Origin of the sequence: Paenibacillus thiaminolyticus, assembly GCF_003591545.1 — a bacterium.
Lineage (GTDB): Bacteria > Bacillota > Bacilli > Paenibacillales > Paenibacillaceae > Paenibacillus_B > Paenibacillus_B thiaminolyticus_A.
Map to the genome: position 1 here is coordinate 1 of NZ_QYZD01000034.1, position 19,346 is coordinate 19,346.

17 protein-coding genes and 1 tRNA gene are annotated in these 19,346 nt (G+C 53.9%); 5 read left to right on the top strand and 13 right to left on the bottom strand.

The window, feature by feature from the left end; all coding sequences use genetic code 11:
* Positions 1 to 109 precede the first annotated feature (109 nt).
* The 5 genes from speD to lonB all read right to left on the bottom strand — a co-directional run bounded on the left by speD (position 110) and on the right by lonB (position 7,371).
* Positions 110 to 508, bottom strand: coding sequence for an adenosylmethionine decarboxylase (speD, locus tag DQX05_RS24660; protein WP_119796008.1), 399 nt, complete (start codon positions 506 to 508; stop codon positions 110 to 112).
* Between the two features lie 303 nt (positions 509 to 811).
* Positions 812 to 1,393, bottom strand: coding sequence for a non-ribosomal peptide synthetase module (locus DQX05_RS24670; RefSeq protein ID WP_119796009.1), 582 nt, complete (start codon positions 1,391 to 1,393; stop codon positions 812 to 814).
* Between the two features lie 239 nt (positions 1,394 to 1,632).
* Entirely contained in the window at positions 1,633 to 2,256 is a 624-nt protein-coding gene (yihA, locus tag DQX05_RS24675; RefSeq protein WP_119796010.1) for a ribosome biogenesis GTP-binding protein YihA/YsxC, read from the bottom strand.
* A gap of 967 nt (positions 2,257 to 3,223) precedes the next feature.
* Complete coding sequence (gene lon, locus DQX05_RS24680; RefSeq protein ID WP_119796011.1) at positions 3,224 to 5,551, bottom strand: endopeptidase La; 2,328 nt, start codon at positions 5,549 to 5,551, stop codon at positions 3,224 to 3,226.
* An 89-nt stretch (positions 5,552 to 5,640) separates the two neighbouring features.
* Positions 5,641 to 7,371: an ATP-dependent protease LonB gene (gene lonB / locus DQX05_RS24685; protein ID WP_119796012.1), complete on the bottom strand. Its 1,731-nt coding sequence runs from the start codon at positions 7,369 to 7,371 to the stop codon at positions 5,641 to 5,643.
* Positions 7,372 to 7,644: 273 nt separating this feature from the next.
* On the opposite strand from lonB, the gene DQX05_RS24690 reads away from it, so the two are divergent.
* Positions 7,645 to 8,664: a M23 family metallopeptidase gene (locus DQX05_RS24690; RefSeq protein ID WP_119796013.1), complete on the top strand. Its 1,020-nt coding sequence runs from the start codon at positions 7,645 to 7,647 to the stop codon at positions 8,662 to 8,664.
* Between the two features lie 38 nt (positions 8,665 to 8,702).
* Entirely contained in the window at positions 8,703 to 9,116 is a 414-nt protein-coding gene (locus tag DQX05_RS24695; protein ID WP_119796014.1) for a bactofilin family protein, read from the top strand.
* Positions 9,117 to 9,175: 59 nt separating this feature from the next.
* Here the strand turns inward: DQX05_RS24695 and ispG are convergent, their stop codons facing one another.
* The 5 genes from ispG to DQX05_RS24720 form a co-directional block, all read right to left on the bottom strand.
* On the bottom strand, positions 9,176 to 10,273 hold the full coding sequence (ispG, locus tag DQX05_RS24700) for a flavodoxin-dependent (E)-4-hydroxy-3-methylbut-2-enyl-diphosphate synthase (RefSeq protein ID WP_119796015.1): 1,098 nt from the start codon (positions 10,271 to 10,273) through the stop codon (positions 9,176 to 9,178).
* A 41-nt stretch (positions 10,274 to 10,314) separates the two neighbouring features.
* Positions 10,315 to 11,562: an ATP-dependent protease ATP-binding subunit ClpX gene (gene clpX / locus DQX05_RS24705; RefSeq protein WP_119796016.1), complete on the bottom strand. Its 1,248-nt coding sequence runs from the start codon at positions 11,560 to 11,562 to the stop codon at positions 10,315 to 10,317.
* Between the two features lie 12 nt (positions 11,563 to 11,574).
* Positions 11,575 to 12,171 carry an ATP-dependent Clp endopeptidase proteolytic subunit ClpP gene (clpP, locus tag DQX05_RS24710; protein WP_119796017.1) on the bottom strand — a complete coding sequence of 199 codons (597 nt, stop codon included), beginning with the start codon at positions 12,169 to 12,171 and terminating at the stop codon, positions 11,575 to 11,577.
* Positions 12,172 to 12,506: 335 nt separating this feature from the next.
* Positions 12,507 to 13,790 (bottom strand): trigger factor, encoded by a 1,284-nt coding sequence (tig, locus tag DQX05_RS24715; protein ID WP_119796018.1) that lies wholly within the window; start codon positions 13,788 to 13,790, stop codon positions 12,507 to 12,509.
* Positions 13,791 to 13,989: 199 nt separating this feature from the next.
* A complete protein-coding gene (locus DQX05_RS24720; RefSeq protein ID WP_119796019.1) occupies positions 13,990 to 14,937 on the bottom strand; it encodes a hypothetical protein in 948 nt (315 codons plus the stop codon).
* Between the two features lie 584 nt (positions 14,938 to 15,521).
* Here DQX05_RS24720 and DQX05_RS24725 point away from each other — a divergent pair.
* Together DQX05_RS24725 and DQX05_RS24730 are read left to right on the top strand one after the other, a co-directional pair.
* A tRNA-Arg gene (locus DQX05_RS24725) sits at positions 15,522 to 15,598 on the top strand.
* A gap of 306 nt (positions 15,599 to 15,904) precedes the next feature.
* A complete protein-coding gene (locus tag DQX05_RS24730; RefSeq protein ID WP_119796020.1) occupies positions 15,905 to 16,207 on the top strand; it encodes a magnetosome magnetite crystal formation protein family in 303 nt (100 codons plus the stop codon).
* A gap of 70 nt (positions 16,208 to 16,277) precedes the next feature.
* On the opposite strand, the gene DQX05_RS31085 is transcribed toward DQX05_RS24730, so the two are convergent.
* The 3 genes from DQX05_RS31085 to DQX05_RS24740 form a co-directional block, all read right to left on the bottom strand.
* Positions 16,278 to 16,418: a hypothetical protein gene (locus DQX05_RS31085; RefSeq protein WP_182914888.1), complete on the bottom strand. Its 141-nt coding sequence runs from the start codon at positions 16,416 to 16,418 to the stop codon at positions 16,278 to 16,280.
* A 77-nt stretch (positions 16,419 to 16,495) separates the two neighbouring features.
* Positions 16,496 to 16,843 carry a carboxypeptidase gene (locus DQX05_RS24735; RefSeq protein ID WP_119796021.1) on the bottom strand — a complete coding sequence of 116 codons (348 nt, stop codon included), beginning with the start codon at positions 16,841 to 16,843 and terminating at the stop codon, positions 16,496 to 16,498.
* 27 nt (positions 16,844 to 16,870) lie between these two features.
* Complete coding sequence (locus DQX05_RS24740) at positions 16,871 to 17,179, bottom strand: hypothetical protein (protein WP_259392211.1); 309 nt, start codon at positions 17,177 to 17,179, stop codon at positions 16,871 to 16,873.
* 193 nt (positions 17,180 to 17,372) lie between these two features.
* Here DQX05_RS24740 and asnB point away from each other — a divergent pair, with 193 nt between their 5' ends.
* Positions 17,373 to 19,220 carry an asparagine synthase (glutamine-hydrolyzing) gene (gene asnB, locus DQX05_RS24745; protein WP_119796022.1) on the top strand — a complete coding sequence of 616 codons (1,848 nt, stop codon included), beginning with the start codon at positions 17,373 to 17,375 and terminating at the stop codon, positions 19,218 to 19,220.
* Positions 19,221 to 19,346: the final 126 nt, after the last annotated feature.

Below are 19,346 nucleotides of genomic sequence, written 5' to 3' on the forward strand. Positions count from 1 at the left end.
CGACCGGACTCTCACCGGCTAGATGATGCGTGCTTCGCTGGGCACGCCAAAAATAAAAAACCCGTTCCCTGCGTGATCGCAGGCAACGGGCTGAACGCCATTTTCCATTTTATACGAATTGCTGTACATTCATGTCGGGTGTGACGACTTCCATTTCCCCCAGGCCGCGAATCAGCTTCTTGGCATAGGTTCGTTCCGGTTTCAATACAGAGACCAGGTAATCAATGGCCAACTGCGGATCGACGGTCTCGCCGCAAGTGTAACAATCGATGGCTGCAAATCCACGTTCAGGATATGTGTGGATAGAAAGATGACTTTCAGACAACATGACAAGGACGGTTGCCCCTTGTGGTTCAAACTGCTTGGATTGAACGGACAAGACGGTTGCTCCACATGCCTCGGCGGCTTCAACCAGCTGGGTCTGCAAATATTCCGCATTATTCAGCAAATTAAAGTCGACTCCCCATGTGTCAACAGCAACGTGTCTTCCGAAAGTTGAGTATTCCATCTTTCGGTTCCCCCTTCCTAGGAATAAAATGTTGTAAAAATTTCATCCGCTAGGACCTACGTCATTCACTTCTCGAGGGAAAAATCTCTCGCAACATGCAATGTCCTGAGTGAATCCTGGTTCCTATATTGTTTTCAACGAGATTAAAAATAACATCTTCCGCTCATAAATGCAACCCTTTTTTTCGGCAACTTGTCAACCTGCTGTGTAACGGTCATCCGTCCTTCCTGCAAGTACAAAAGAACCCTGCAGTCCCATAAGGAACGCAGGGTCCTCAGCAGATGATCCCTTGATCGTATGCTTCTATGCTTCAAGTATGAACAATTGATGTGCGAGACGGCTTAAATGCGCGTCGATGTGTTGGATCAATTCGTTGGAATCCGCCTGATTCCGCTCATCCAACAACATATTCACCTGCTTCTGCAAGGAATCGATGCGAAGCTCCACACCGTTCTTCTGGAACATCTTCTGCAGGTCACGCACGGTATCCTTATGCTCGTAAATGATACGCGACTCTTGCTGCTTCCGTTCTTCAATCTTGCGTACTGCCCCGTCTTCATAATAATAAGTCATCGTAAATCCGGCAAAGATGCGATTGACTACCGCTTCGCCACGGAATGTCGCCACAAGCTTATGCATCACTTGCGTCAATTTCGGATGAACCAAGCGGCAAGACGTTACACAGACATACCGATTGCCTTGCTTCTCGAACAGGAAGGTAATCTCATCACCCTGGCCGTCCTCAAGAACCACCTCTTGATTGCCGTTCTCCAATACTTTTACCCCAACGGAATACAGGGCAAGCGACTGTAAAAATCGGGTCAACTGAGCTTCCGTCAACTGCAAACTGGCTTTCACATACTCTGTGGCTAACCGCCGAGCCATAAAAACTCTCCTTAATTCGTTTTTACTGCATGAAAATCATACTCTTATTATACTACAGCGCTAATATGAATTCCTGTTTACAAGCCGCCAAATACGAGTGGATTTTTGAAAAAAACGCAGTCAGCCGGAATTGAGCCAATATTTCTCCCATGATCCTCACTAAATAACTGTTCCAGCGCAGTCTCCCTCATGCGCTCACCGATTTTTGGGGCGATAGCCTGTCCAGCCGCAGTGCATAATTATTCACCCGGATGCAAAACCTCTTGCTCCATCTCCCCGGACGATTGGTGAGTCAGAATGATATCCCACAGCTCCTCCCGGCCCTGACCGGTCTCGGCTGAGAACAGAACAAGCGGCGTATCCGCGTCCAGGCCGAGTGTTGTCCGAACCTGCTTCAAATGCTTGGGCCAGCGGCTCTTAGGCACCTTATCCGCCTTCGTGGCGACGACGGCGACCGGCACCTCATAATGGGTCAGCCACTGGTGCATCATGTAATCGTCCTCGGTAGGCGGATGCCGCAGATCGACGACGAGCAGCACGAGCCGCAGTGCGTCGCGTTCGCGGAAGTAAGCCTCAATCATTTTGCCCCAAGCGGCGCGCTGTACTTTGGACACTTTGGCATAGCCGTATCCCGGGACGTCGACGAAGTACATACTATCATTAATCCGGTAATAGTTAAGCTGCTGAGTCTTGCCCGGCTGCGAGCTGGTACGGGCCAGATTTTTACGCATAATCAACTTATTAATGAGGGACGACTTCCCCACATTGGAACGACCAGCAAGACCGATCTCCGGAAAACCGTCGTCCGGATATTGGGCCGGACCGACCGCGCTAATAATAAATTCGGCATTCGTAATCTTCATATTCCGTGCTCCCTTAACGATGTATATCTGTCTTAATCGTGCCTCTATTGTACACTACTTCAACGACTCTGCACAAAGCGCCTCCTTGCGAAGCGAATCCGGATTGCCCTGCTTGACGGCTGCGACTTCAGGCAGCAGCTCCTAAAACAAGATCATGCAGCCCCAATGACGTAATTGAGCTGATTCTAACCTGTGGAGCCCGTGCAACCTGTGCTCTTGGGCCCAGTGGAATTAGTGCCACTGGCTTCCTTATGTGGAGTCTCCCTTGCGCTCAGGGGGTGCTGCGTATCCTTTTGTCCAATCTCCCCAGCACTAAGTGGCACAACATCCTTTTGTACAGTCTCCCCAGCAGTAAGAGGCACAACACCTTTTATCCAGTCTCCCCAGCACTCAGGGGCACAACACCTTTTATCCAGTCTCCCCAGCACTCAGGGGCACAACACCTTTTATCCAGTCTCCCCAGCACTCAGGGGCACGGCACATCTACATTTGACATTCCCATTTTCTAAGGGGAACGATTTATAAACGAACTACGACAGTTTTCTCTGTCCTGTGCTAAGGGGATGTTGACCATATGGACTAGACGGGGGTAGATCAGCTTCCTGCGTGTTGAGGATACCGATAAGGAGTAGGTGAGGGGTTCCGGCTTCCTGTGCGACGGGGATACTGACCATAAGCAGCAAGCGGGGAGTTCGGCTTCCTGCGTGGTGGGGATATTCACCATAAGAGGTAGAAGAGAAGCAGTCTGCTTTCTGCGTGACGAGTCCCGAAGTGGGTGTAGTAGCCGCGCAGCTTACTTATTGAAAAAATACCGTCCGGATTCGTGCCGGACGGTACGTGATGGCGCAAGCGCCTCTATTCGATTATGCATCAATTAGGATAAATATGCGTTCAGAGCTTCCTCGGCCTACTGCTGGGCCACCTCTTCTGAGGCTCCCGCTGCAATGGCCTAGGACTTGGCTTACCCTTACTGCTCCAGCAAGGCATGCTGCAGCACTTCATCCATGTGCCCCGCCGGTATGAAGGTCATCTCCTGGCGCACGCTCTCCGGAATGTCGTTCAGGTCCCGCATATTTTCGACGGGATAAATAACGGTCTTGATGCCGGCGCGCAAGGCGGCAAGCGACTTCTCCTTCAAGCCCCCAATCGGCAGAACCCGCCCGCGGAGCGTAATCTCCCCAGTCATCGCCACATCCTTCGACACATAGCGGTTCGTCAGCGCCGAGACGAGAGCCGTCGCCATCGTAATCCCTGCCGATGGGCCGTCCTTCGGAATCGCTCCTTCGGGCACGTGAATATGAATGTCGGCCTTCTCATGGAAGTCGGACTCCAGATTGAATTCGGCGGCTCTGGAACGGATGTAGCTGAACGCCGCCTGGGCGGATTCCTTCATCACGTCTCCCAGCTTACCGGTCAACAGCAGCTTGCCGGTGCCCGGAACGACGCTCACTTCGACATTGAGTGTGTCGCCGCCCACCTCGGTCCAAGCAAGTCCGGTGACCGTCCCCACCTGATTATGCTGCTCCGCCATGCCATAACGGTATTTGGGAACGCCCAAATAGTCGGTCAGCTCATCAGCTTGAATCGTCACTTCCGTTGCGCCGTCCGATACAATCATCCGCGCGGCTTTGCGGCACAGCGCGGCTAGCTGCTGTTCCAGCTGCCTTACGCCCGCCTCCCGGGTATATTCCCGGATGACCCGGCGCACGACGCCTTCTTCGACATGCAGCTGCTCTTCCTCCAATCCATGCTCCCGCTTCTGCTTCGGCAGCAGATGGCGGGTCGCTATCTCGAGCTTCTCCAGCTCTGTATAGCCTGAGAGGGAGATCATCTCCATCCGGTCCAGCAGCGGACGCGGAATATTATGTACTGCATTGGCCGTCGTGACGAACATAACATGAGACAAATCAACCGGCAGTTCGACAAAGTGATCGCTGAACGCATTGTTCTGCTCCGGATCCAGCACCTCTAGCAGGGCCGAAGCCGGATCTCCTCGGAAATCGGAGGCCATCTTGTCGATCTCGTCCAGCAGCAGGACCGGGTTCATCGTCCCGGCATTCTTCATCGCCTGCACGATGCGTCCCGGCATCGCGCCCACATAGGTACGCCGATGGCCACGGATCTCCGCTTCATCGCGCACGCCGCCCAGTGAGATACGAATGAACTGGCGCCCGAGCGACTTGGCGATGGAGCGGGCAAGCGAGGTCTTCCCGACCCCCGGAGGGCCAACCAGACACAGGATTGGACCCTTCATCCGCTTCACCATCTGCTGCACGGCCAAGTACTCCAGCACCCGCTCCTTCGGCTTGTCGAGCCCGTAATGATCTTCATCCAGGATCGATTCCGCCTTGCGGAGATCAAGATCGTCTTCCGTTCGCTTGGACCATGGAATAAGGAATAACCAGTCAATATAGTTGCGGATTACCGAGCCTTCCGCCGACGTGGAAGGCATTTTCTCCAGACGATCGATTTCCTTCTGGATTTTGTCCTTCACCTTGTCGGGAGCTTCCAGCTCGACCAACTGGGATCGCAGATCTTCGATCTCGCCGGCACGCCCTTCCTTGTCGCCGAGCTCCTTCTGAATCGCCTTCATTTGCTCCCGCAAGTAATATTCCTTCTGCGTCTTCTCCATCTGCTTTTTGACGCGCTGGTTGATCTTCTTCTCCAGCTCCAGCACTTCACTCTCATTGTTCAGCATCTGGAGCAGCTTATTCAACCTCTCGGCAGCAGAGACGGTCTCGAGCAGTTCCTGCTTATCCTTCATCTTCAACGGGAGATGGCTGGAGATGACATCCGCCAGACGCCCCGGTTCCGCAATATCGGTCACGGCCGTCAGCGTCTCTGGCGTCACTTTCTTCGACATATGGACATAGTTCTCGAACTGAGTCAATACCATTCGCATCAAGGCTTCCGTCTCGGATGATGACCCGTGATCTTCATCCTGCAGCGGAGTCGCGTGGACCTCGTAATATTCGTCATTCGGGACGTATTCTGCGATTTCCGCACGCTCTACGCCTTCGACTAGCACCCGGATGGTGCTGTTCGGCAGACGCAGCATTTGGCGCACCTTGGCTATCGTTCCAATGCGATAGATGTCTTCCTGAGACGGCTCTTCGATGCTCACCTCGGACTGGGAGCACAGCAGCAGCATCTGATCCTCCATCATGGCCTGCTCCAGCGCCTTGACCGATTTGTCACGCCCGACATCAAGATGAAGCACCATGCTCGGGTATACGAGCAATCCTCTCAGCGGCAGAAGAGGCAGACGCCGACTTTTTATAGGTTTAAGCCCCATCGATCGCACCCCCATGGTTATGCTTGTTGTAATTACACATGTAACCAATATTTTATCAAATGTTCAAGCAAAACTCCAATTTCCTGCCCTCATCCCTTCGATTCAGGATGAGCTCCCTTCTCGGATGCTTCCGCATGAAGCAGCGGCATCGACGTCCCTGCTGCCCGTTCATAAGGCTTCGCCGCCGGATGCGCTCCCTCCTCCATCACATGGCCGAAGGTATGAGCGAACGCTTCGTCCACATGCTCGATCGGAATGACCTGAAGCCCTCCCTCCAGATTGGTGAATATTTCCAACCAGTTCTCCTTCGGTATAAGCACGCGCGTCGCACCCGCCTGGAAGGCTGCTTCCACCTTCGCCAGCACGCCGCCAACCGGCTTGATCCGGCCATGGATACTGATCTCCCCGGTCATCGCCAGCTTGTTGTCAACCGGCCACTCATTCATCGAGGACGCGATGGCAATAACCATTGCTACCCCGGCCGACGGGCCGTCAACCGGCGATCCTCCCGGGAAATTGATATGGAGATCGTAATTGGACGGTTCGTAGCCGAGGCTGCGCAGCACCGTAAGCACATTTTCCACCGAGCCTTTAGCCATGCTTTTGCGACGCAGGGTGCGGCTGCCGCCCCCCAGTTCCTCTTCATCGACAACGCCGGTAATCGTGTAGGTGCCGGTGCCGTTTTTGACCCGAATCGAATTCACCTCGATCTCCAGCAGCGCGCCCATGCTCGGTCCGTAGACAGCCAGCCCGTTCACCAGGCCAATCTGCGGCTCAGCTGGCACCTTCCGGTCCGGGCGCGGCGGAATCTGGCTGCTGTTCGCGACCCATTCCACATCGGCGCCTTCAATGGCTGAGCGCCCCTCCGACATCGCCAGACCGGCGGCGAGCTGAATCATGTTGACCGCTTCCCGGCCGTTCGTGGCATAGCGCTTCACCATATTGACCGCAGCTTCGGACGGCGGAAATCCGATCTTACGCACTGCATGCTCGGCTATCGATTCAATCTCCGAAGGCAGCAAGGGGCGGAAATAAACCTCCATGCAGCGTGAACGCAGCGCAGGAGGCAGCTCCTGCGGGGAACGCGTCGTCGCGCCGACAAGGCGGAAATCGGCCGGAAGGCCGTTTTGGAATATATCATGGATATAAGTCGGAATATTGGTATCCTCCGAATTGTAGTAGGCGCTCTCCAGAAAGACTTTTCGATCCTCGAGCACCTTCAGCAGCTTATTCATCTGAATCGGATGCAGCTCGCCGATCTCATCGATGAACAGCATGCCCCCATGCGCCTTCGTGACGGCGCCCGGCTTCGGCTGGGGAATGCCGGCGACGCCCATCGCTCCGGCTCCCTGATAGATCGGATCATGAACGGAACCGATAAGCGGATCGGCGATTCCCCGCTCGTCGAACCGGGCGGTCGTCGCATCGATCTCGGTGAATTTGGCTTCCTTCGTAAATGGAGAGCTTGGATTCTTTTTGGCCTCCTCCAGCACGACGCGGGCTGCGGCCGTCTTGCCGACGCCGGGCGGGCCGTACACGATCACATGCTGCGGATTCGAGCTGCATAGCGCAGCCTTGAGCGCCTTCAACCCGTCACGCTGTCCGACGATGTCGTTCAGCGTTGTCGGTCTCGTCTTCTCCGCCAACGGCTTCGTCAACGAGATAGAGCGCAGCTTGTTCAGCTTATCCATCTCCTTTTTCGATTCGCGGTCGACAGCAGTCCGGTTGCCCTTCTGGTTCCGCAGCAGATTCCAGAAATATATCCCGATTACAACGGCAAAAAACGCGTTAATCAACATCAATATAATACTTAAATTCATCGTTTCATCCTCCCGTAGCAGCCCCATGGCGCAAGAAATCCGGTAAAGTTCAATACTTGGTAGTATTACCCTTTGCCGGATGCATTATAAGTGGCTGCAGAAGAGGGAATGAGAAATGATAAGCTCTCTGCAAGGCGAATATCTGTTATATCGTGAACAATCGTCAAAACTTGCCAAGAACCTGGTTACATTTAACTGATGCTCATGTACAATAGGAGTGTTGTAGAAGATCGTTTTGTTTTCTCGATCATCATCTCAGGAGGATATGGCAATATGTCTACCAAGCGCAGCCAGCGTTGGACGTGGATGCTGATTCGCGGGGCCGACCGCCCGGCGGTTCAGTTTAGCATTCCGGCGCTGCTCATCACGGTTGCCGGCATTACGATCATTGTATCGATTACGGCAGCGATAATTCTTTTCATCGCCCAGACGGCATCGGTGCATACCATGCGCGCGCAGCAAGCGAAGCTGGAATCAGATATCACCGAGAAGCAGGAGCAGCTTGCGACCGCCCGCCGCCAATTATCCGCGCTTATGACCGAATCGAACCGGATGAAGGAGCGAATGGATCAAGTCGCGGAGTGGGAGCAGCAGCTCCAACATTACTTGCGCGTCTCCGGAGAAGCCGTACCGTCGCCGGCAGGTTCTTCCTCCGGCAAAACATATTCCTTCGGCGAATCCGGCCAGCTTCCCGTAGGCGGTGAATATATTCAGAAGCTGTCGGATGATTCGCCGCCCTCTGGCTCCCGCCTTCATCCGCTGACTGCTCCCTCGAATTCGTTGGCAGATACGCATCGGCAGTTGCGCCGGATGGAAGAGACATGGCGAGACTGGATGACAACGATTCCCGCCCTGTTGGCCCAAGCGGAGACATTCAAGCAGCGGCTCGATTCCACCCCTACCTTCTGGCCGACGGACAGCACCTATATTACGTCCCGCTTCGGCAGCCGCTCAGACCCGTTCTATGGAGGCAGCGCGTTCCATGCCGGCCTTGATATTGGAGGGGACAAGGGCGATCCCGTCTACGCTGCGGCGGACGGCAAAGTCATCGCCTCGGATTACGACGAGATGAAGGGCAACTACCTTATCATCGATCACGGTTCATCGCTGACCACCCGTTATCTCCATCTTAGCGAGCGCAGCGTCCGTTCCGGAGAGCAGGTGAATAAGGGGCAGATGATCGGCAAGACGGGCTCGACTGGCAGAAGCACCGGGGCTCACTTGCATTTCGAGGTCCGCCAAGGCGAAGAGGCGGTCGATCCCGCCATTTATATCGGTTCCAGAGATAAGTAGAAAAATGTCAGATAACAAGATAAGAGAGGGGCAGAGACATGTTTTCCAGAAATGAAAAAAGACCGCCTGGCACAGACACGTTAATCGGGCAGGCAACTACATTGGAAGGAACGGTGGACTGCGAGACGGATCTTCGGATAGAAGGGCGCATTCGCGGCTCGATCCGCTGCAGCCGCAATATTACGATCGGGGAGACGGGCGTTGTACTCGCTGACGTAGAAGGAGTGAGCGTCGTTATCGCCGGCTCGCTGACCGGTGATGTGATTGCCTCCGGCTCCCTCCTCATCGAATCGACCGGCCAGCTGAACGGCAATGCGACCTGCTCCGCCTTCATTATTAAGGACGGCGGGCAATTCAATGGAACGAGCTCCATGGGCGAAGCGAAGAAGGCCTCAGCTTCCGTCCCGCACGACAGCGGCGCGGCCGTGTCCGCTAGCGAGAGCGGAGTCTAGCACGTACATACGAACAAGAAGCCGGCGCATGATGCGCCGGCTTCTGTATATCGATTCGCTTAATGCTTGCGCCCCGGAATCTGACCGGTCCGCTCGTACTCCGCGACAATATGATCGATTTCTTTTTTCAATTCCGCGACCATTTCCGATTCAGGCACTTTGCGGATCATCTCTCCGTACCGGAACAATAATCCCTCGCCGCGCGCCCCGGCAATGCCGATATCCGCCTCGCGCGCCTCGCCTGGCCCGTTAACAGCGCATCCGAGGACCGATACTTTGATCGGTACCTTGATCTTCGATATATATTCTTCGACTTCATTGGCAATCGAAAACAGATCGATGTCCAGACGTCCGCAGGTCGGACAAGAGACCAGCGTCGCCGCATTCGAGATCAGCCCGAACGATTTGAGCAATTCGCGGGCCACCTTCACTTCCTCGACCGGATCGGCGCTCAAGCTTACGCGCACAGTAGAGCCGATGCCCAGCGAGAGCAACGCACCGAGACCGGCAGCGCTCTTGATCGTCCCGGAGAATAGCGTTCCGGCTTCCGTAATTCCCAGATGAAGAGGGTAAGGAATGACTTCCGCAGCCTTCGTGTAAGCAGCAATGGCCATCGGCACATCCGAAGCCTTGAGAGATACGATAATATCGTGGAAATCCAGTTCTTCCAAAATTCCGATATGAAACAGTGCGCTCTCAACCATCGCTTCAGGCGTTGGATACCCGTATTTCTCCAACAGATGATGTTCCAATGAACCGGCATTGACGCCGATCCGGATCGGAATTCCCCGTTCTTTGCATGCTTGGACGACGGCTTCGACTTTGTGACGGCGGCCAATATTGCCTGGATTGATGCGGACCTTGTCGATGCCGTTCTCAATCGCCTTCAACGCCAGACGATAGTCGAAATGAATATCCGCGACAAGCGGTATCGAGATCTGTTTCTTAATCTCCTTGATCGCTTCCGCGGCTTCTTCATTATTCACCGTGACGCGCACGACCTGGCATCCCGCCTCTTCCAGCCGGTGAATCTCGGCTACGGTCGCCTGAACGTCCGCCGTCTTCGTGGTGCACATGCTCTGAATGATGACGTCATTGCTTCCGCCAATCGTAACGTTGCCTACTTGTACAGGTCTTGTCTGATGTCGCAAATACATATCATTCTCTCCCATGCCGGAAACGGACGGAAAAGCGCCGATTAGGCGCTTTCCTCCTGCTTCTTATCCGTCGTCAGTTCCGGAATCATTCGTTCCCGCACGACTTGCTCGGTAATGACGCAGGTCGTAATATCATCCCGCGATGGCACTTCGTACATTACGTCCAGCATGATGCCCTCGATAATGGCACGAAGTCCGCGTGCTCCCGTATTCCGCTTGATCGCTTCCAGAGCAATAGCTTCCAGCGCGCTCGGCTCGAATTCGAGCTTCACGTTGTCCATCTCCAGCAGCTTCTGATACTGCTTCGTCAGCGCATTCTTCGGCTCGCTCAAGATGCGGACCAACGTATTCTCATCCAATGGCTCCAAGGTCGAGATGACCGGCAAGCGGCCGACGAATTCTGGAATGAGACCGAATTTGAGAAGGTCTTCCGGAAGTGTCAACGACAAGTACTCGCCCGCCTTCAGATCCTTCTGCATGCCGTCCGAATTGAAGCCGATAATCTTCTTGCCGACACGGCGCTTAATAATTTGCTCCAGCCCGTCGAAAGCGCCGCCGCAAATGAACAAAATATTCGTCGTGTCGATCTGGATGAACTCTTGATGCGGATGCTTGCGTCCGCCTTGAGGCGGCACCGAGGCAACCGTTCCTTCCAGAATCTTGAGGAGCGCCTGCTGTACGCCTTCCCCGGACACATCTCTCGTAATCGAAGGGTTCTCGGACTTGCGCGCCACCTTGTCAATCTCGTCGATATAAATGATGCCCCGCTCCGCCTTCTCCACATCATAATCCGCAGCCTGAATCAGCTTCAGCAAAATGTTCTCGACATCTTCTCCGACATATCCGGCTTCGGTCAACGACGTGGCGTCCGCAATTGCAAACGGTACATTCAAAATTTTGGCCATGGTCTGCGCAAGCAGAGTCTTCCCGGACCCGGTTGGTCCGACAAGCAGAATGTTGCTCTTCTGCAGCTCGACATCCTCGGTTTTGTTCTGGCTGTTGATGCGTTTGTAGTGATTGTACACCGCAACCGACAGCGACTTCTTCGCTTGATCCTGGCCGATGACATATTGATCCAGAATCGCGCGGATCTCCTTCGGCTTCGGAATGTCTTTCAGATCGATCTCTTCCTCGTGACCGAGCTCTTCCTCCACGATCTCCGTGCAGAGCTCGATGCACTCATCACATATATATACGCCTGGTCCCGCGACCAGCTTACGAACTTGTTCCTGGGACTTGCCGCAGAAAGAACACTTCAATTGGCCCTTCTCCTCGTTAAATTTGAACATTCCTATCCCCCCTTACTTCAAACCCGGAGTTCCCGGATGCAGAACGCTGTCTACAAGACCATATGCCTTCGCTTCATCCGCACTCATGAAGTAGTCGCGGTCGGTATCCCGTTCGATTTTCTCATACGGTTGCCCGGTTCGATCTACATAGATCTGATTCAGCTTCTGTCTCGTCTTAATAATCCAGTCGGCATGAATCTTAATATCGGACGCTTGCCCGCGGACGCCGCCTAGAGGCTGGTGAATCATAATCTCGCTATTCGGCAGCGCAATGCGCTTGCCTGGCGCTCCTGCCGTCAGCAGAAGCGAACCCATGCTTGCCGCCAGACCGACGCAGATGGTGGATACATCCGGCTTGATATGCTGCATCGTATCGTAAATCGCCATCCCCGCCGTAACGGAACCGCCCGGAGAATTGATGTACAGATGAATGTCCTTCTCCGGATCATCTGCCTGGAGGAAAAGCATCTGCGCGATGATGCTGTTGGCTACATCATCGTCAATGGCGCTTCCCAGAAAAATAATGCGATCCTTCAGCAGGCGCGAGTAAATATCGTAAGAGCGTTCGCCGCGATTTGTCTGTTCGATGACCATCGGGATTAAATTCATGGTACCGACCTCTTTTCTTTACAAAGCTATACATTTCTATTTTATCATTTTCTGAACAAGATGTCATTTCCACAACAGTTACCACTAGTGTATGTATGGCAGCGGGGCCTATTCCCGCCATCCGTTTATGTATCCGGCGCAGCTTATGTTCATCATGCGTCAGACTGTCTATAAATATGTACCACTCGATACGGAACAGTGAAACGTTATGTGTATGCCAAGAAGCGATGATGGGAGAGACGGAGCGACAGAGGAAAAAATAAGGCACGCTAAAAATAAACGTGCGTGCCTTATCCTGTTAGCAGCAGATTGCTGCGACATCGTATGTGATTGGATTATTTGCTGTTTTCCACCAAAAATGCAATCGTCTTGCGGATCAATGCTTCTTCGCGCAGGTTCTCGATCGTGCCGTTTTTGGTCAGGATGTCGCGAATTTCTTCAGCTGTGCGCTGGTACATTTCAGCCATCTTGTCCAATTCAGCAGACAGCTCTTCGTCCGAGACGGAGAGTTTCTCTTCCTTGGCGATTTGCTCCAGGACGAGATTGTTCTTCACGCGCTTGTCCGCTTCCTTCTGCATTTGCTCGCGCAGATCCGCAATCGTCTGGCCGGACAGCGTCAGGAACATATCGATGTTCATGCCTTGCATCCGCAGGCGGTTGTCCAGATCTTTCACCATATGCTGGATTTCGCTTTCGATCATCGCGTGCGGGATTTCCACTTCAGCGTTCTCTGCCGCTTTGTCCACGACAGCCGCTTCGCGTGCGCCTTCCGCTTCTTTTTCCTTGCGGGACTGAAGCTGCTGCTTCAGGTCTGCCTTGTATTCTTCAAGCGTGTCGAACTCGCTTACGTCTTTAGCGAACTCATCGTCAAGTGCAGGCAGCTGCTTGCGCTTAATTTCATGCAATTTTACCTTGAATACGGCTGGCTTGCCGGCCAGGTTCTCTGCATGGTAGTGCTCAGGGAATGTCACTTCGACATCCTTGAAGTCGCCTGTTCCCATGCCAACGAGTTGATCCTCGAAGCCTGGAATGAAGCTGTTGGAGCCCAACTCAAGCGTGTAGCGCTCCGCCTTGCCGCCTTCGAATACTTCCCCGTCTACGAAGCCTTCAAAGTCAATCACGACGCTGTCGCCTGTCGCGGCAACATCCTCATCAACGATGATCAGCTCTGCATGACGTTCCTGCATGCGCTTCAGTTCAGCGTCAAGCTCTTCTTCCGTCACTTCTACCGACTGCTTTTCCACTTCAAGGCCTTTGTACTCGCCAAGCTGCACTTCCGGCTTCACGGTTACTTTTGCTTTGAATTTGAATGTTTGGCCTTTGCCGAATTGTTCCACTTCGACATCTGGCTGATCCACCGGCTTGATGTCAGTTTCTTTTACCGCTTGGGTATACGCCTCTGGAAGCATGATGTCAATGGCGTCTTGGTACAGGCTTTCCACGCCATATTTGGCTTCAAAAATCGGGCGAGGCACTCTTCCTTTACGGAAACCAGGAACATTCACTCGCTTGGACACTTTTTTAAACGCTTGGTCCAGCGCTTCCGTCACGCGCTCCGCGTCGACCTCCACTTCCAATACCCCAACGTTCTTCTCTATTTTTTCCCAGGTTGCTTTCATTTTATGCCTTCCCCTCCAAAAAAGATCACATGGCTAGAGTGTACCATTATACGTCCGGAATAACCACTATAGTATAGCCGACTACGAAAAGTTTTTCAAGGCAATGCTTACAGGCATTTCCTATGTGCCATTATATGTTTTTCCCCGGCTGTCATAGAGACGGGGCCGCCGGATAGAATTCCCCCGCCTCATCGCCGGTTCAGGTGTCCTGCTCCCCGCTCAGCGATCGCGTAATTGCCCGCAGCGCCCGCTCATAGCTTATTCGCAGCTCCCCGGTCAGTCCGTAGATCGTCTTAACCTCCGCTTCCTCCTCTTCAATATGGAGCAGCCGGGCGACGATCCGGTGCAGGGCGGCCGCCCAAGCATCCGCTTCCCGTTCATCCCCTTCGCAGAGATGGCGGTACATCGAAGTGCCGTATATCAACTTAAGGAACTGCTGCCACATCTCGGATGCGAAGTAGGCTAGCGACGGCTCCCGCACCGCCGCGGATTCGTTCACCCGCTCCGCCGGGGCGACCGCATTCGGAGGAAAGGACTCCAGATCAAGCGGTGTCGCTTCGATGTCGACGACGACGCGATCCTGGCCGCGGGTAAAAAATACCTCTCCTTCGATTCCCCGACGCTTCAGCGTCTGCAAAATGCCGAATTGCAAGAGCGGATGCAGCGGCTCATGCTCCAGCATTCGAATCAGCGAAGGATCGATAGAATCATCCTCGGCTGCGGCCAGCTGCTCCAGGACAAGGAGCTTGCGGTCATCCATGTCGCCTTCGGTCAGCGAGGCGAGCAGCCTTGCAATATATTGACTGTCTGCTTGAAGCTTCTGATGGATCTGCTGCTTCAACATATCCCGTTCCGTATCTCCGCTGTCCTCGGCTTCCTCGGTCCAAGGCCCCGACTCCGGGAAGCCTTCTTCAGCGGCCCGCTCTGCTTCCGGGAACGCCGTTATTAACCATTGCATCAGCGCGTTCCACTCCGCTCTAATCTGATCGTCCTCTCCTCCGCATTGCAGCAGGAAGCGGAGGAGCGCGATCGCTTCTCCGTAACGCTCGGACTCCAGCATGCGTGTCAATTCGATTTGGTAATAATCATGCGTTTTCGGAAACAGAACGACATTGTTTTTTTCCGGCAGGATCTGATCGTCCGTCATGCAAGCACCTTCTTTCTATATCAAGCCGACTACTGTAGCCATCCATCGATTCTATGTATGATTTACGCGGGATGCGGGGCGGGGGCATCCGTCATGCCGATAAGCCATTATACCATATCGCCGTGCAGTTCTCCCCCTGCGAATCATCCGGATAGGCCGAATAGCCCCGGGCACTCTATTCAGACTTCCCCTTCCCGTTTCCCTTTATGAACAGCCTGTTCAATTCGGCCGGCGGCAAAACCTAAATTATATCTTTTAGACGGATTTGTAATATACCCGATTATACGGATCAACTTTTTTTCATCCGTGCTCCACTTTTGTACTAAATAGCCGAATCCAGAATAACAAAAACTTCTTATATTCCATGGTAATATTCTTTTTCGAGAATAGTATACTTAAAGGAGATGGTCCCCTGACGTTCATGCGGTAAAAGAGATGAATCCGTTTTTGAAGCTTCGTTTCTGAATTGCTTACTGAGAAATATCGTTTAAAATGTTTAGGCAGCAATTTTTTTAATTTTACCGTTGCAAGGTCAGAGAATTTTTGATACAATCATCATTGTTGCAAAAACAGTTTACTCTCTTGTCCCAGTAGCTCAGCTGGATAGAGCAACGGCCTTCTAAGCCGTCGGTCGGGGGTTCGAATCCCTCCTGGGACGCCAGTTCTTTGACTATACATACTTTTAGTGAACGCTCGCATTCCTTACGGGATTGTGAGCGTTTTTTGTTTTCTGGGCTTCTGTACTATTCTTCCTCCAGCACCTCTCCGCCCGTTTCGATTCATGTTACCATGCTGCGGGACTTAATAAAAAATAAAAATTATTTTACCCTGCCTGGATGATAAATTTTTTTTAATTCCCTCTATATCGAGCATCGTAGTCGCCCTCCGTAAATGCGGGTAATAGAATGATGCAGGGCCGCGCACACTACGCGTACGAATGAACGGATTCCGAGAGGAGGGAGTTTTCTTGTCGACACGCTATATATTAGCTTCTCTAAGCTATTTCAGCATCTTTTTTGCCGGGGTGATCCTGCCGCTCATCATCATGCTTGTAACCAATGATGATTATGTAAGAAGGCATGCTGGGCGCGCGCTTGTTTCGCATATTTTGCCGTACTTTTTTGTAGTTGTAGGGTTATTCAGCTTATTTGCGGTACATCCGTTTTTCAGTATCGGGATCATTTTGCTGCTGGGCGCGATCGCGCTGATTCTCGTCGTGTGGAATGTGTATATGGGGATTCGCGTGCTGCGCGAAGGCCGTGTATTCTAAAGGAGCACAAACAGGCAAATGGACGCCCGGATCCGCACGCCTTGCGTGCCGAGTCCGGGCGCTCGTGCCCTTATTCGTAGCCGGATTTTCGGCCGCTGTCATCCCACGGGTTTTTCTGAGCCGGATGCTTCGGGTTGGCCGTGATCACCGCATCGGCATGATTCGGCTGCTGCTCATACTTATTGCCTTTGTTATCCTTGGCGCCTGCCATCTTCTGGTCACCTCCCCTCCTCAGGTATCGTCCTCGAACCGGAATGTCCTGCTTCGTCCGATCCGGGATTGGCCCGATTAATCCATCTGGAACAGGTAGTCGACGGCATCTCTTACCTCCGCCGAGCCGAGCGCAGCGTCCAGCAGCATATCTTTGCCGTTCATTTCCACGCCCAGCGTGTCGGCCCCGAAATCCTCAGCCGCGACTTCTTCAAAAGCAGTATGCATCGGATTGTCGTACCAATCCGTCTCATAATCCGCATCGTTGCGCACAGCCCGGACCAGCTCATAGCCCCCGTTGCGCACGGGCGCGATATAAGCGAGCAGTGGAGTGGCGCTCTCATCCGCGGGAATCATGCCGATCTCTGCGCACAGCCGCCCGTCGATTTCGACCGGACGCCGGAATTTGGTCGCTTTCCATGTCATGCGTGCTTCCTCCTGTCGATTCTAATCTTAATCAAGCATTTGCTCGATGAAGCGCTTCGTATCCGCCGTTCCCAATTTATGAATACACATATAGACGGCATTCAATCGCTGATTATAAGGCATGTTCAACTTCTCTTCCGTCTCGATCGGAGTAAGGCTCAAGACGTTGTGAAAGACATCGGTCTCCGCTTCCCCCAGCTGATCCATCAAGCCTTGGAGATGCTGTATTTCCTCCTCATTGGCATCCACCTTGAACTCATAGCTTTCCGATTCTGGGTCGGAAAATATGGTACGCCGCTGGACCGACACGTACATTCTGCGTCGTTCCACCGCCATCCCCCTTTCTTGCTCCAGCTTCGCCTGTCGCGATGACGCCAGACGATGTTCAGGGAGTTTTTCTTATATCTTCTCCCGATGGACATACATCTTATGCTGTTTTTCGCATACCCATGTTATTATCTCAATCTTCCGATGAACCCGGTTCATCATTCTTCCGGGGAGAGATTGATGCGGAGAGGATGAACGTTACATGTGTGGAATTACTGGATGGATCGATTGGAAAAGGGACTTGACGCAGTATTCCAGCGTTTTGGAGCATATGACTGAAACGTTATCCGCACGCGGACCGGACGCCAAAGGAACATGGATCTCCGGTCCGTGCGCGCTTGGCCACCGCAGATTGTCCGTCATTGATCCGGAAAATGGCGCGCAGCCGATGATTCGCCATACGGAACGCGGGACCTATGCCATTACTTATAACGGGGAATTGTACAATACGAAGGAGCTAAGAGATGAACTGGCCAGCCGCGGCTACCGCTTCCGGACCCAATGCGATACCGAAGTGCTGCTTGTCGCTTATCAGGAATGGAAGGACAGCTGCGTGGAGCGGATGAACGGCATTTTCGCGTTCGCGATATGGGATGAGGCGGAACAGCGTCTGTTCATGGCCCGGGATCGGCTGGGGGTGAAGCCGCTCTTCTACGCCCGGGGGAATGGCTTCCTCCTGTTCGGCTCAGAGCCGAAAGCGATGCTCGCTCATCCGGATATCGAACCGGTGGTCAGCGCGGAAGGCGTCGCTGAAGTATGGATGATTGGCCCCGCCCGGACGCCCGGACACGGGGTATATCGCGATCTGGCGGAGCTTCGACCGGGACATACGCTCCGCTATGACCGCAACGGCGTCCGCATTCAGGCGTACTGGACGCTGCAGAGCATGCCGCATGAAGCAACCGCCGAGGAGACGGCGCACCGGGTCCGTGAGCTGCTGGAGGACACCGTGGAGCGCCAGCTCGTCTCCGACGTGCCTGTCTGCGCCTTCCTCTCCGGTGGCCTCGATTCCAGCGCGTTGACGGCCTTGACCATCCGCCACTATGAACGTCATGGATTAGGCCATCTTCATACGTATTCCGTCGATTATGTGAATAATGACAAATTTTTCAAGGCTCATGCGTTTCAACCGAACGCCGATTCGCCATGGATTGAACGCATGGTCGAGTCGCTCGGCACGACCCATCACTGGATTCAGTTCGATACGCCGGAGTTGGTCAACTCGCTGCAGCAGGCGGTGCGCGTGCGCGATATGCCCGGAATGGCCGATATCGACGGCTCCCTGCTGCTCTTCTGTGAAGAGATTAAGAAAGGCGCCACGGTAGCCCTGTCCGGTGAAGCGGCGGATGAAGTGTTCGGCGGCTATCCGTGGTTCCATAGGGAGGATGCGTTGAGCGCCGACACCTTCCCTTGGGCGCTGGCGACTCCGCTCCGCGCCAGCCTTCTTCAGCCGGAGGTGGCGCAGCAGATTCGCGCCGAGGAATACGTCGCGGATCGGTATGCCGACGCGGTGCGGGAAGTGGTGCCCCTGCCGGGAGAAAAGGCGCAGGCCGCCAAAATGCGGGTGATGTCCTACCTCAATATAACCCGCTTCATGCCGACCCTCCTCGACCGCAAGGACCGGATGAGCATGGGGGTAGGGCTGGAGGTGCGCGTTCCGTATACGGATCATCGGCTTGTCGAGTACGTCTACAATATTCCGTGGAGCATCAAGATGTATGGCGGCCGGGAAAAAGGGCTGCTCCGCAAAGCGCTGGAAGGTGTTCTGCCGGAAGAGGTGCTGTACCGGAAAAAAAGCCCGTTCCCGAAAACGCATAATCCGAATTATTTGCAGGCGGTGCGCCGCCAAGCGCTGGCGCGACTCGACGATCCGGCCTCGCCGCTGCATCAGTTCGTTCAAGCGGACCGCATCCGCGAGATTGCCGCATCCGAAGAAGCGAGCTCTCATCTTCCTTGGTTCGGGCAGCTGATGTCTGGCCCGCAGCTGTTCGCTTATTTACTTCAAGTGGACAGCTGGCTCCGCGAATACAACATCAGGGTCGCCTGGTAACGGCAGGTCTCACCGGCAGCCTCCTCGCTCCCCAACAAGAAGCAAAGAACACACGCCAACGGGTTCCTCGCCCCGCGGCGTGTGTTCTTTGTGTCGTCCGACTTCCGGACAGACCGCAACGGCTAT